The organism is Staphylococcus sp. HMSC056G08 (assembly GCF_001812305.1).
Lineage (GTDB): Bacteria > Bacillota > Bacilli > Staphylococcales > Staphylococcaceae > Staphylococcus > Staphylococcus simulans.
This window is the reverse complement of sequence record NZ_KV808525.1, coordinates 203,078-215,743: the sequence shown is the minus strand read 5'-3', so window position 1 is coordinate 215,743 and position 12,666 is coordinate 203,078. Positions and strand designations below refer to the sequence as shown.

The following is a 12,666-nucleotide window of genomic DNA, read 5'->3' as shown; positions in this document are numbered from 1 at the left end:
GGGCAATTTCTAACATGAAAAAAGTAATTTTAAGTGTATCAGACAAAACTGGCATTGTAGACTTCGCGAAGTCATTAGTTGAATTAGACTATGAGTTGTATTCTACAGGCGGCACAAAGCGTGCATTAGATGAAGCGGGTGTTCCTGTAAAATCAGTTTCTGATTTAACGAAATTTGATGAAATCATGGATGGCCGTGTAAAAACATTACACCCAGCAGTACATGGCGGTATTTTAGCTGATCGCGATAAACCTGAACATTTACAACAATTAAAAGAAAAAGGCATCGATCTTATCGACATGGTTGTCGTGAACCTTTATCCATTTAAAGAAACTGTCGCAAACCCTGACGTAACTGAAATGGATGCGATTGAAAACATTGATATCGGTGGTCCGACAATGTTACGTGCAGCTGCGAAAAACTTCAAGCATGTGACAACTGTGGTAGATCCTGCTGACTATGACGCAGTCATTGAACACCTTAAAAATAATACATTAGACGAAGCGTTCCGTAAATCATTAATGATTAAAGTATTTGAACATACAAATGATTACGATAATGCGATTGTGAATTTCTTCAAAGAAAATAAAGAACAATTACGTTATGGTGAAAACCCTCAACAAACTGCTTACTTTGTACGTACATCAGATGCGAACAATACGATTGCAGGCGCTAAACAATTACACGGGAAACAATTAAGCTTTAACAACATTAAAGATGCTGATGCGACATTAGCATTAGTTAAAAAATTCGAAGAACCAGCTGCAGTAGCGGTTAAACATATGAACCCATGTGGTGTTGGTGTTGGCGAATCAATTGAAGAAGCATATCAAAATGCGTATGAAGCAGATAGCCAATCTATCTTCGGCGGTATTGTTGCGGTTAACCGTCCAGTTTCAAAAGAACTTGCTGAAAAATTACATTCAATCTTCTTAGAAGTAGTGATTGCACCTTCATTTACAGATGAAGCGCTTGAAATCTTAACTCAAAAGAAAAACATTCGCTTATTAGAAGTAGATATGGCAGTGGATCACGATGAACAAGAATTTGTATCTGTATCAGGTGGCTATTTAGTTCAAGATAAAGATACAAAAACAATTTCACGTGATGACATGAAAGTTGTGACTAAAGTTGAACCGACAGAAGAACAATGGCAAGCAATGGAATTAGGTTGGAAAGTTGTAGCAGCTGTTAAAAGTAACGCTGTCATCTTAAGTAATGACCATCAAACTGTAGGTATCGGTGCAGGTCAAATGAACCGTGTCGGTTCTGCAGAAATTGCGATTGAACGTGCAATTGAAATTAATGACAATGTAGCATTAGTTTCAGATGGTTTCTTCCCAATGGATGACACAGTAGAATTAGCTGCAAAAGCAGGTATCAAAGCGATCATCCAACCAGGTGGTTCTATTAAAGACCAAGATTCTATTGATATGGCAGACAAACACGGCATTGCGATGGTAATGACTGGCGTACGTCACTTCAAACATTAATCATTCAGGAGGAAAATGCTAAAGATGAAAGTATTAGTAATCGGAGGCGGAGGACGTGAACATGTCCTTGTGCACAAATTAAATCAATCTGAACTTGTTGACCAAGTGTATGCAATTCCTGGAAATGCAGCAATGGAAACTGTCGCTGAAGTGCACGGTGAAATTACTGAAACTGCACATGATGACATTGTAAAATTTGCGGTAGATCATGAAGTTGAATGGGCAGTCATCGGTCCAGAACAACCTTTAACTGAAGGGTTAGGCGACAAATTACGTGACGCGGGTGTGAAAGTCTTCGGTCCTGGTGCGAAAGCAGCACAAATTGAAGGTTCAAAATCATTTGCGAAACGTATTATGGAAAAATATGACATCCCAACTGCAGAATATGTAGAAGTGGATTCTAAATCTGATGCATTAAAATATGTAGAAGATTGCAAGATTCCTGTTGTCTTGAAAAAAGACGGTCTTGCCGCAGGTAAAGGTGTTATTATCGCGATGACACGTGATGAAGCGAAAGAAGCAGTCGAAACACTGTATCCTGAAGAACAAGGCAAAATTGTATTCGAAGAATTCTTAGAAGGCGAAGAATACTCTGTCATGACCTTTGTGAATGGCGATTATGCTGTACCTTTTGATACGATTGCACAAGACCATAAACGTGCATATGATGGCGATAAAGGACCAAATACAGGCGGTATGGGTGCGTATTGCCCAGTGCCTCATATTTCAGAAGATGTACTAAAACGTACAAATGATGAAATTGCGCAACCGATTGCGAAAGCAATGCAAGAAGAAGGCTATCCATTCTTTGGCGTGCTTTATATTGGCGCAATTTTAACTGATGAAGGTCCGAAAGTTATCGAGTTTAATGCACGTTTCGGAGATCCTGAAGCACAAGTGCTTTTAACACGTATGGAAAGCGACTTAATGCAGCACATTTTAGACCTAGAAGCACGTAAACCGATTGAATACAAATGGAAAGACGAAGCTGTTGTAGGCGTGATGTTAGCGTCTAAAGGCTATCCTGGCTCATATGAAAAAGGTGTGAAAGTCAGTGGCTTTGATTTAGATGGACTTACATTTGTCAGCGGTCTGAAAAAAGAAGGCGACGATTACGTTACTTCTGGCGGCCGTGTTATCTTAGTGATCGGTGAAGGCAAAACAGTTAAAGAAGCCAAAGCAAATGCTTATAAAAAAGCAGATGCCATTGATAGTGAAGGTTTATTCTATCGTCGTGACATCAGTGATAAAGCAATCAAACATGAAGCGTAATTTAAAAGAATAGATTCATACAAAAACAGCCGTACATTGTGTAATGGCTGTTTTTTGGTATGCAGAAAAATTATTGTTAAGCCGTGTATCTTCTAATTATGAAATTGTAGGGACAAAATAAAAAAGCAAGGAAGCAGAACTTCCTTACTCTTCAGGCAATGATTTCGCCATATCAATATAAGCTTGTTTATATCCAGAAACGTAGCGAGAGCTGCGTCTCTTGAATAATTGATGGAAACGCCAAGAACGTTTACGGCTCTTAATGTAACGTTTTAAACGGCGCTTTTTATTTTTGAGTTTTGACATGGTTTCAATTTCTTTGACGGCTTGTTGATAGCCTTTTTCGTATGCATCATTACGTTTTTTCATGAAATTTTGCCCCCAATCTTTCTGTGTGAATCTGATTATTTCAATTATAACATGTATATGACTTTTGACTTAATTAAACGATAATATTTGTTAAATAAAAAATAAGCAGTAAACGGTTGAATCGGTGACCGTTCACTGCTGGGAAAAATATGGATGAATGAAAATGTAAATATTGGTTGGGCTGCAGCTCGACAACCACAGCCCGATAAAAATTTTAAGAACTATAAATGCTTGTGTCAACCACGTACGTCAGTAATTCCTGTAATTGGTAAATAATGAGCTAACATTACAGAAATAATTAATATCGCCGCGAATAATAAGATAAATAAGATGTCGCGATAACTAAATGGTGCGTAGTAATAATACGTTCTTTTACCATCTTTAAATCCTTTTTTCTCCATAGCAACCGAAAGTTGATGTGCTTTTCGTATGTTTTGACTTAACAACGGAATAATTAAATGTTTCACACGCTTGAAACCGCGATAATTTGATTTATCCACCATACGATAACGCATCTTCAATGATTTACGTAGTTGAATGAATGAACTGATAATCAACGGTACCATACGGATGGCAGCCATAAACGCATAGGCTACTTTTGGTTTTACACGCAAGTGCTGCATCAGGCTGTAGAAGATCATCACAATTTGAGACGTAAAGGCCATCACAATACCGAAGAATGTGACGGTATCCGTACGCATAGATAAATGCAGTCCTCTCACTAAACTTTCAGTTGTGATATGAATAAAGCCTAATTTAAATAGGGTATGTGTACCATCTCCGTAGAAAATCATAAAGAGTGCTGAGATGATACTGAATATCACAGTGTAAAGTACGAATAGGGCAGTGACCTTCAATTTCATACCGCCGAAAATCAGTAAGAATAAAAACATCAAGGCGGTTAGGTAAATCATCACATCAAAGTTGTGAATGAAAATCACAAAGAAGAATAAGAAAATACCTAAACCAAGTTTCGTGATAATATTAACTTCATCTACGAAGGTGAAATACTTTTTCCATGCTTCATACATTTGTTTCACCTTCCATTTCAAATAGCACATCTTCACATAACATGTGGTCACGTAATTCGATACGTCTTGTCGGATAACGTTCAATGATATGTGGGTCATGCGTAACCATAATAATCGTTTGACCTTGTGCAACACGTTGTTGGAAAAGATTTAATAAATTAAACGTGTTGTGACTGTCTAAACCAAATGTTGGTTCATCAAGTAAAATAATGTCAGCACGTGAACTTAAAGCAGTCGCAACACTTAAACGTCGTTTTTGACCCATTGATAATTCGAAGGGATGTTGATCACGAACTGCTTCTAAATTCAATAATTCAATCAGTTTTTCAGTTTCAGCTTTAGCGCTTTCGCCGCTGAAGTTGATAAAGATTTCTTCATAAACAGAATTCGTAATGAATTGCAGTTCTGGGTTTTGATAAACCAGATACATATGCTTTGCTGCTTCTTTAATTTTATGAAGCGGTTGCCCATCATAAGACATCTCTCCGCGATATTTAATCAATTGCATCATAGACTCAAGTAAAGTGGTTTTACCTGCACCATTTTTACCTGTGATGGTAATCCACTCACCATCGCCGATTGTGAGTTCAGGTACTTGAATGAGTGTTTTCTTACCACGTATGACTTCGCCATTTTCATATTTGAAGCGTGACGTTATGTCTTTATTCGGTAATAATTCAGCTTTAGGTGCATGGTCCCAAGCCTTTGGATGCCATACTCCATATTCAGTCAACAAGTCTTCGTGTTGGTGTAAAATCACTTGAGGCGTATCATCCGCGATGATTTCTCCTTGATGATTCATTAAAATAACACGATCCACATGTTCCCAAATGTGTTCCACTTTATGTTCTACAATCAAGACAGTTTGTTCTTGCCACATGTCTTTAATTTGATTCCATAAATCTTCTGTCGCATCCACATCTAACATGGCAGTCGGTTCATCCAAGAATAATGTATCTGCTTCTTGAAGCACCGTTTCAGCAATTGCTAATTTTTGTTTCATACCGCCGCTTAATTGTTGAACCGTTTGTTTAGGACCAACGTCTAAGTCGACCGATGCTAATGCTTGTTGAATTAAAGCGTCCATCTCTTTTCTCGGCACTTGTTTATTTTCTAACACAAATGCGAGTTCTTCATAAACCTTTGGCATACAAAATTGTGTGTCTGGGTCTTGGAAGATGACGCCGCTATTTAAATCGACTTCTAATGCGTCATATTTCATTGGAAGCTCGATTAGGTTCGGCACAATGCCACTTAATACATTGAGTAAGGTACTTTTACCGCAGCCTGAAGGGCCGAGTAATAAGACCTTTTGTTTATCAGGTATTTCTATATCTAAACCATCAAATATTTTATCTGGTGCATTTGGATATTTAAGTCGTAAATTTTGAGCAAGTAACACGTTTATGTCTCCTTACAAATTGTCATAAACCTTTTTGGAAGCAGGGCGGAATAACTTTGTAACCCCAGTCTGATCCAGAGCTTTGACAAGATAATATGGGAAAATCCCAGCAAGTACAATCCCGCTGATACAACGGAAGAATACATATAAGAATAAGTTCCATCCAGCAACTTCACCTAAATAACCATAGTAGAAGTCGATAGGGAAAGTAACTAATGCGGCTGCTAAACCAGCGAGCACTGCTACCATTAATTTGCGTGATTTATAACGGAAAATCGCAAAAATAATTTCACACGCTAAACCTTGTAGTAAGCCGTAAACAATTGTCGCAATATCAAAGCGTCCCATAACAATTGTTTCCCCAGCACCAGCAGCGAATTCAGCTAACAGTGCAATACCGGCTTTCGGAATGATTAAGTAAGCAACAACAGCAGCTGCAAACCACATACCGTAAGATAATTCTTCTAAGTGTAAGCCAGTCACTTGCATGGCTTTATACACTAAGTTCCAAATGTTGTAAATGATAGCAAAGATAACTGCGATTAACACAGTGACTAAGATATCTGAAAGCTTAAGTCCTTTAGACATAATGTCAATTCCTCCTATATAAACAAAAAAACACGCAAACTTGTCTAGCAAGCAGCGTGAAAATAAGCATCAGAATACCCTGGTTCTACCCTGAAATCCTAAACCAGTTCATTCTTTACACTTTCCTACGCTAGTCTCAGCTAGATCAGGTTCGAAGGGTTTGAAGCTTTGTGCTTCATCTCAGTTCGAAACACCCCTAGTGTATTTCTTTATTAGATTTATACTAAATGTATGCTTTTTCATAGGTTCTGTCAAGGTGATTTTAGATTTAAGCCAGAGAGAACGGGTATGAAAAAGGCAAGATCACATTAAGATTACGTTAAATTGTGTTTTTAGGATTGAGCATAGCGTCTGAGTCTAATATACTACCATAGAATGATTTACTTTAATTTTTAAAGACACAATGGAATTGTTCATATATAATAACTATGAGGTGAAAAACATGTCGTATATAAAGAAGCACGCTGAAATCATTTATAGTTTGATTATTGGCATTGTTTCACTTTTCATTGGAATCATTGTATTACTCAATCTATCATTTATCCATAAACTTGCGAAGGGGAGCAAGGTTGACATACATATTAATAATGTGTGGGATTTCATCAATGCTTTCTTTGTTGAAATAATACGGATTATGAGTCAATTTATTGGTCATTTCCCAGTGGTCAGCGCCATCTTGATTATCTTGTTCGGTGTTGCATTGCTATGGATTGGCTATTTATTATTTATGACTACAAAATATGATTATGATATCTCAATTTTCTTCCTTATAATAGGAATCTTTTTCTTCCTCATCACAATCGTCTTTATGACACAAGTTTACGGCTTCTTTGCGATTGTATTCGTGGTTCCGTTTATTGTGCATATCGGATACATTGTGTACAAGGATGAGTTGAACAGTGCGCACCAAAAAGAGCACTATCTATGGATTATCTGTACGTACGGAATCAGTTATTTAATTTCTCAAATTTCGTTATATGGCAGAATCGAAAGTCATGAAATTGCGTTAATTGATATTTTAAGTGTCAACGCATTCTTCGTTGTCATGTGGTGTTTAGGTCAAATGTCTATTTGGAATTTCTTATTCCTTAGAAGATCATTACCGCTAACTAAAGCAGAATTAGGCGAAGAAATGTTGTATTCACGTACAGACAAGAACGGCACAATTAGCCAAACGAAAGAACAGCTGCGTGAAATTCAAGAACGTACACAAGAATTGACATACAGAACACGCAGAAGTATTGATTTAGAGAAAATCAGAAGAAAACGAGATAGTTTCAAAAAAGCAGTTAAAGATAAAGTCAATCTGCAAGAAGACGATTTCCCAACTTGGATGCGTCGTCCAAAATGGATTAAACCGGGTATCGTTGAATTGATTTGCGGTGCGATTTTATTCCTATTTACCTTACTAGAATTAAACAACCGTAATGGCTTGTTTATGTCAGGTGATTGGGAATTATCACAAACATCATATGTAATCGAGTGGATTACACTCTTCTTATTGTTGCTTGTGATTATCGCTTATATCATTACAACATTGACGCATTTCTTACGCGGTAAATTGTACTATGCGCAGTTGTTTATGGTGAGTATTTTATTCTTTAAATTGTTGACAGAATTTGTCAATATTATGATTCATGGATTATTATTATCCATTTTTATTACACCGATTTTATTTATTATGCTTGTGGCGATTACGATTGCGTTTATTATTCAATTACGTACGCCAGCTAAAGCAGAAACACACAAAAGCTGAGGGACTTAAGTTTCCTCGGCTTTTTTAATGGATTTGAGACGTTCTTTTTAGAAAGGAAGCGTCTGATACGTTAAGATAAAAGTAACTACACATAGAAGGCGGAATAATAATATGAAGACAGCAGTATTAAATAAAGGTAAAGAACAAAAGTATTTAAATCAGTATCCATTAGTGGATGAAGAAGATATTTATGAACATAGTCATTTAGAAGATGGTGATATTTTTCATATTGTGACTGATGATGGCCGATACATTGCGACAGCATACGTTGGGCGCCAACATAAAGGATTAGGTTGGGTCTTAAGCTATGATGCTGAAGAAGAAATTAATCAAGAATTTTTTGAAGCACTATTTGAAGAAGCTTTAGATTATCGTCAATACTACTTTGATATCGATGGTACAAATGCATTCAGATTGTTTAATGCAGAAGGAGACGGTGTCGGCGGTTTAACAATTGATTACTACGATCGTCATTTATTAATCCAATGGTATTCAAAAGGGATTTATATGTTCAGAACTGATATTTTAGAAGCTGTTCAAGCTGTCTTTCCTTATACTTCAATTTTTGAGAAGACACGTTTTAAAGACAGTGAAGTATCTAGTGGTTTCGTAACAGGGGAAGCACCGGAATTCCCAATTGTTATTGAAGAAAACTTTACGTTCTATAATGTTGATTTAGATGATGGACCGATGACAGGAATTTTCTTAGACCAAAAAGAAGTGCGTAAAAAATTACGTGATGTTTATGCGCCTGACCGCAGTGTTTTGAATTTATTTAGTTATACAGGGGCATTCTCTGTCATTGCAGCACAAACAGCAGCAGAAACAACTAGTGTCGACCTTGCAAATCGTTCTAGAGGTTTGACAGAGGAGAATTTTGGGGTAAATGGTATTGACCCGAAAACACAATATATTTATGTCATGGATACGTTTGACTTCTATCATTATGCGGCAAGACACAATAAGGCTTATGACACGATTGTTATTGATCCGCCAAGTTTTGCGCGTAATAAAAAGAAAGTCTTTACAGTTCAAAAAGACTATCATAAGTTGATTGAAGAAGCTTTACCTGTTTTAAATGATGGAGGTACTTTAATTTTAAGTACAAACTCAAGTGCGTTAACTTCAAAAGCGTTTAAAAACATGATTAAGAGAACGCTTGATGCACAAGATGTAGATTTTGAAATTTTAGAAGCAATGGGACTTCCGAAAGATTTTAAAACACATCCGCACTATAAACCATCAAAATATTTAAAAGTAGTCTTTGTTCGGGTATCAGAAAAAGTGGAAGAAGTAATAATCGAGGAGGACTATTATGGGGATTAAAGATAAATTCATTAAAAAATCTACAGACAAAATTGGAAATAAAATGTTGAAAATTGATCCGGTCGTAGGTAAAGGGCGTTTACCGAAGAATAAAAAGGATTTAGCAAAAAGACGTGAACGCGCTGAAGAATTAGTAAGAAAGAAAGCATTATTGTCATCTTCAGCAAGTGTCATTCCGATTCCAGGATTAGATTTTGGGGTCGATTTAAAGCTGATGAAAGATATTATAGAAGATATTAATAAAATTTACGGTTTAGATCATAAAGAAGTGAACCGTATGAGTGATGATTTAAAAGAACGTGTATTAGTCGCAGCATCAATCCAAGGCAGCCAATTCATCGGACGTACGGTTTCAAAAGGTATCTTGAAAATGGTCGTTAAAGATGTTGCTAAACGTACAGCTGCGAAACAAACAAGATGGTTCCCGGTTGTCGGTCAAGCAATCGCAGCATCAATCAGTTATTATTTCATGAAAAAATTAGGTGACGAGCACATCGATAAATGTGAAAACGTTGCCAAAAAATTAATTTAAAACCGAGTTGTCAATTAAATTGTGCATATTTTCACAAAAACGCTAAATTCATTGCCCTGTATGGATTAAACAAATTGAATTTAGCGTCATATTTTGGTAATGTTAAGGTGTAATAATGTTCAGGTGAGTCACTCACCAATTAATGGATGCGAAGGAGAAAGATTATTATGGAACAACAATCATACACTATCATCGACGAAACAGGTATTCATGCTCGTCCAGCTACAATGCTTGTACAAACAGCTTCAAAATTTGATTCGGATATTCAACTTGAATATAACGGTAAAAAAGTCAACTTAAAATCAATTATGGGTGTTATGAGCTTAGGCGTAGGTAAAGATGCTGACATTACTATCTATGCTGACGGAAGCGACGAAGCTGATGCAATTCAAGCTATCACTGACGTTTTATCTAAAGAAGGTTTAACTAACTAATATGACTAAAAATATTAGAGGGATTGCGGCATCTGATGGTGTCGCAATCGCAAAAGCCTATCTATTAGTAGAACCTGACCTATCGTTTGATAACGGAACAGTGACTGATACAGAGGCTGAAGTTGCTAAATTTAACGGCGCACTTAACACATCAAAAGTTGAATTGACTAAAATCAGAAACAATGCCGAACAACAATTAGGCGCAGATAAAGCGGCTATCTTCGATGCACATTTATTAGTGCTTGAAGATCCAGAACTTATCCAACCTATTGAAGAAAAAATTAAAAATGAAAACGTTAATGCTGCTCAAGCGTTAACAGATGTTTCAAATCAATTTATCACAATATTTGAATCAATGGACAACGAATACATGGCAGAACGTGCAGCGGATATTCGCGACGTTTCTAAACGTGTATTAGCACACATCTTAGGTGTGGATTTACCAAACCCAAGTATCATTGATGAAAGTGTCGTTATTATCGGGAATGACTTGACACCTTCAGATACTGCACAGTTGAACAAACAATATGTGCAAGGATTTGTGACAAACATTGGAGGCAGAACATCTCACTCTGCAATTATGAGCCGTTCTTTAGAAATCCCAGCAGTCGTTGGTACTAAAACGATTACTGAGGAAGTTGAAGCGGGCGACATCATTATTGTTGATGGTATGACAGGTGATGTTATTGTTAACCCAAGTGACGAAGTTGTAGCACAATATCAAGAAAAACGTGATAACTTCTTCAAAGATAAACAAGAATTACAAAAATTACGTGATGCTGAATCTGTAACAGAAGATGGTCATCATGTAGAATTAGCTGCAAACATCGGTACACCAAACGATTTACCTGGTGTAGTTGAAAATGGTGCAGAAGGTATCGGATTATACCGTACTGAGTTCCTATATATGGGTAGAGATCAAATGCCGACTGAAGACGAACAATTTGAGGCATACAAAGCAGTTCTTGAAGCAATGAAAGGCAAACGTGTGGTTGTTCGTACATTAGATATCGGTGGAGACAAAGAATTACCTTATTTAGACTTACCTGAAGAAATGAACCCATTCTTAGGTTATCGTGCAATCCGCTTGTGCTTAGCACAACCAGAAATTTTCCGTCCGCAATTACGCGCGTTATTACGTGCTTCAGTATACGGAAAATTAAACATTATGTTCCCAATGGTTGCGACAATTCAAGAATTCCGTGATGCGAAAGCATTATTAGAAGAAGAACGTCAAAACCTTAAAAATGAAGGTGTTGAAGTTTCAGATGATATCGAAGTCGGTATCATGGTTGAAATTCCATCGACAGCAGCACTTGCTGATGTCTTTGCGAAAGAAGTAGACTTCTTCAGTATCGGAACAAATGACTTAATCCAATATACAATGGCAGCTGACCGTATGTCAGAACGTGTGTCTTATTTATACCAACCATATAACCCAGCTATTTTACGCTTGGTACAACGTGTTATCGAAGCGTCTCATGCTGAAGGTAAATGGACAGGTATGTGCGGCGAAATGGCCGGAGACCAAACTGCAATTCCATTATTGTTAGGTCTTGGATTAGATGAGTTCTCTATGAGTGCAACTTCAATCCTTAAAGCACGTCGTTTAATCAGAAACTTAAGCGAAGAGCAAATGAAAGACTTAGCAGCGAAAGCAGTGAACTGTGCAACATCAGAAGAAGTTGTTGCTTTAGTAGAAGACTATACGAAACATGCATAATCATTGATAAAATATTAATAAAAACCGTGATGAAATGAATGTCCAATTCATTTTCATCGCGGTTTTATTAGTGTACAAACATTTACTTATTATTCGAGTAATGTAATCAACTTACAAAGAATTTAATTGCGAGGTATATACTGTGTGTTTTACAAATTTGTGACAAAGATTTAAATTCTGTATAAATATAATGAAAATCTTGATTAGAATAATTGTAAACTAGCATATGAGAGCGTAACATATAAGGTACTGTGTCTATGAACGCAGATTACAGCATAATTGTTTGAATCATTTACCTTAAAGGTAATTTAAAATAGAGTGCATTCATTTTTAAGTCAGTCTTTATCGATATCGAGTAATGTGTTGATTTTATCTATGTCCACTTGATACATAGGTGTGTCACCGATTAAGATAAATGGCGTTGAAAATGCATCGAAATCTATCATTTCATTGCGGTATTGTGAGTTTGAAATATTTTTCTCAGTGTATGCAATGTGATGATGATCGAGATAATTTTTCACAAACTGACAAGGTGGACAGTCGTTTTGTGTATAAATGACTACATTCGGCATGTTTTATCTTCCTTTACATTTTATTGATGTGTTTACTGTATTAAAGGAACGATTAAAAATCAAGCCAATCGCCTATATTTGAATGTTCCAAGTTTTTTTGGATTTTGTGTAAACAATTTCCTCCACATTTCATCTGAGACGTTGCGGGCATTAGACAGTAACAAAAAT

12 protein-coding genes and 1 riboswitch are annotated in these 12,666 nt (G+C 36.6%); of the genes, 7 read left to right on the top strand and 5 right to left on the bottom strand.

Annotated elements, in window-relative coordinates; genetic code table 11:
• Positions 1 to 14: 14 nt before the first annotated feature.
• Together purH and purD are read left to right on the top strand one after the other, a co-directional pair.
• Positions 15 to 1,493 carry a bifunctional phosphoribosylaminoimidazolecarboxamide formyltransferase/IMP cyclohydrolase gene (gene purH / locus HMPREF2846_RS11740; RefSeq protein ID WP_060803899.1) on the top strand — a complete coding sequence of 493 codons (1,479 nt, stop codon included), beginning with the start codon at positions 15 to 17 and terminating at the stop codon, positions 1,491 to 1,493.
• A 24-nt stretch (positions 1,494 to 1,517) separates the two neighbouring features.
• Positions 1,518 to 2,765 (top strand): phosphoribosylamine--glycine ligase, encoded by a 1,248-nt coding sequence (purD, locus tag HMPREF2846_RS11735; RefSeq protein ID WP_070626691.1) that lies wholly within the window; start codon positions 1,518 to 1,520, stop codon positions 2,763 to 2,765.
• 144 nt (positions 2,766 to 2,909) lie between these two features.
• Here the strand turns inward: purD and HMPREF2846_RS11730 are convergent, their stop codons facing one another.
• From HMPREF2846_RS11730 to HMPREF2846_RS11715, 4 genes are all read right to left on the bottom strand, one after another.
• Positions 2,910 to 3,134 carry a hypothetical protein gene (locus HMPREF2846_RS11730; RefSeq protein WP_002480505.1) on the bottom strand — a complete coding sequence of 75 codons (225 nt, stop codon included), beginning with the start codon at positions 3,132 to 3,134 and terminating at the stop codon, positions 2,910 to 2,912.
• Between the two features lie 236 nt (positions 3,135 to 3,370).
• Positions 3,371 to 4,165, bottom strand: a complete 795-nt coding sequence (locus HMPREF2846_RS11725; RefSeq protein WP_002480506.1) for an energy-coupling factor transporter transmembrane component T family protein — start codon at positions 4,163 to 4,165, stop codon at positions 3,371 to 3,373.
• Positions 4,158 to 5,567 carry an ABC transporter ATP-binding protein gene (locus HMPREF2846_RS11720; protein WP_070626690.1) on the bottom strand — a complete coding sequence of 470 codons (1,410 nt, stop codon included), beginning with the start codon at positions 5,565 to 5,567 and terminating at the stop codon, positions 4,158 to 4,160. The genes HMPREF2846_RS11725 and HMPREF2846_RS11720 overlap by 8 nt, the downstream gene beginning before the upstream one ends.
• Positions 5,568 to 5,579: 12 nt before the next feature.
• Entirely contained in the window at positions 5,580 to 6,155 is a 576-nt protein-coding gene (locus HMPREF2846_RS11715; protein WP_070626689.1) for an ECF transporter S component, read from the bottom strand.
• 105 nt (positions 6,156 to 6,260) lie between these two features.
• Positions 6,261 to 6,363: riboswitch (TPP riboswitch) on the bottom strand.
• A 234-nt stretch (positions 6,364 to 6,597) separates the two neighbouring features.
• Between HMPREF2846_RS11715 and auxA the strand changes: the two genes are divergently transcribed.
• The 5 genes from auxA (at position 6,598) to ptsP (ending at position 11,926) form a co-directional block, all read left to right on the top strand.
• On the top strand, positions 6,598 to 7,911 hold the full coding sequence (auxA, locus tag HMPREF2846_RS11710) for a lipoteichoic acid stability factor AuxA (RefSeq protein WP_057510558.1): 1,314 nt from the start codon (positions 6,598 to 6,600) through the stop codon (positions 7,909 to 7,911).
• Between the two features lie 111 nt (positions 7,912 to 8,022).
• On the top strand, positions 8,023 to 9,237 hold the full coding sequence (locus HMPREF2846_RS11705; RefSeq protein WP_070626688.1) for a class I SAM-dependent rRNA methyltransferase: 1,215 nt from the start codon (positions 8,023 to 8,025) through the stop codon (positions 9,235 to 9,237).
• The gene (locus HMPREF2846_RS11700; protein ID WP_002480511.1) at positions 9,227 to 9,769 is read left to right on the top strand and encodes a hypothetical protein; all 543 of its coding nucleotides are present in this window, start codon (positions 9,227 to 9,229) and stop codon (positions 9,767 to 9,769) included. Before HMPREF2846_RS11705 ends, HMPREF2846_RS11700 begins: the two co-directional genes overlap by 11 nt.
• A 167-nt stretch (positions 9,770 to 9,936) precedes the next feature.
• Positions 9,937 to 10,203 carry a phosphocarrier protein HPr gene (locus tag HMPREF2846_RS11695; RefSeq protein WP_002480512.1) on the top strand — a complete coding sequence of 89 codons (267 nt, stop codon included), beginning with the start codon at positions 9,937 to 9,939 and terminating at the stop codon, positions 10,201 to 10,203.
• Between the two features lies 1 nt (position 10,204).
• Complete coding sequence (ptsP, locus tag HMPREF2846_RS11690; RefSeq protein WP_070626687.1) at positions 10,205 to 11,926, top strand: phosphoenolpyruvate--protein phosphotransferase; 1,722 nt, start codon at positions 10,205 to 10,207, stop codon at positions 11,924 to 11,926.
• A 335-nt stretch (positions 11,927 to 12,261) separates the two neighbouring features.
• Here the strand turns inward: ptsP and HMPREF2846_RS11685 are convergent, their stop codons facing one another.
• Positions 12,262 to 12,498 (bottom strand): glutaredoxin family protein, encoded by a 237-nt coding sequence (locus HMPREF2846_RS11685; RefSeq protein ID WP_002480514.1) that lies wholly within the window; start codon positions 12,496 to 12,498, stop codon positions 12,262 to 12,264.
• Positions 12,499 to 12,666 lie beyond the last annotated feature (168 nt).

What these genes read in the sequence shown, in the direction of transcription:
- ptsP (WP_070626687.1), top strand. Translation starts at nt 10,205, where the DNA reads ATGACTAAAAATATTAGAGGGATTGCGGCATCTGATGGTGTCGCAATC.
- HMPREF2846_RS11715 (WP_070626689.1), bottom strand. Translation starts at nt 6,155, where the DNA reads ATGTCTAAAGGACTTAAGCTTTCAGATATCTTAGTCACTGTGTTAATC.
- HMPREF2846_RS11730 (WP_002480505.1), bottom strand. Translation starts at nt 3,134, where the DNA reads ATGAAAAAACGTAATGATGCATACGAAAAAGGCTATCAACAAGCCGTC.
- HMPREF2846_RS11705 (WP_070626688.1), top strand. Translation starts at nt 8,023, where the DNA reads ATGAAGACAGCAGTATTAAATAAAGGTAAAGAACAAAAGTATTTAAAT.
- HMPREF2846_RS11685 (WP_002480514.1), bottom strand. Translation starts at nt 12,498, where the DNA reads ATGCCGAATGTAGTCATTTATACACAAAACGACTGTCCACCTTGTCAG.
- HMPREF2846_RS11725 (WP_002480506.1), bottom strand. Translation starts at nt 4,165, where the DNA reads ATGTATGAAGCATGGAAAAAGTATTTCACCTTCGTAGATGAAGTTAAT.
- auxA (WP_057510558.1), top strand. Translation starts at nt 6,598, where the DNA reads ATGTCGTATATAAAGAAGCACGCTGAAATCATTTATAGTTTGATTATT.
- purH (WP_060803899.1), top strand. Translation starts at nt 15, where the DNA reads ATGAAAAAAGTAATTTTAAGTGTATCAGACAAAACTGGCATTGTAGAC.
- purD (WP_070626691.1), top strand. Translation starts at nt 1,518, where the DNA reads ATGAAAGTATTAGTAATCGGAGGCGGAGGACGTGAACATGTCCTTGTG.
- HMPREF2846_RS11695 (WP_002480512.1), top strand. Translation starts at nt 9,937, where the DNA reads ATGGAACAACAATCATACACTATCATCGACGAAACAGGTATTCATGCT.
- HMPREF2846_RS11700 (WP_002480511.1), top strand. Translation starts at nt 9,227, where the DNA reads ATGGGGATTAAAGATAAATTCATTAAAAAATCTACAGACAAAATTGGA.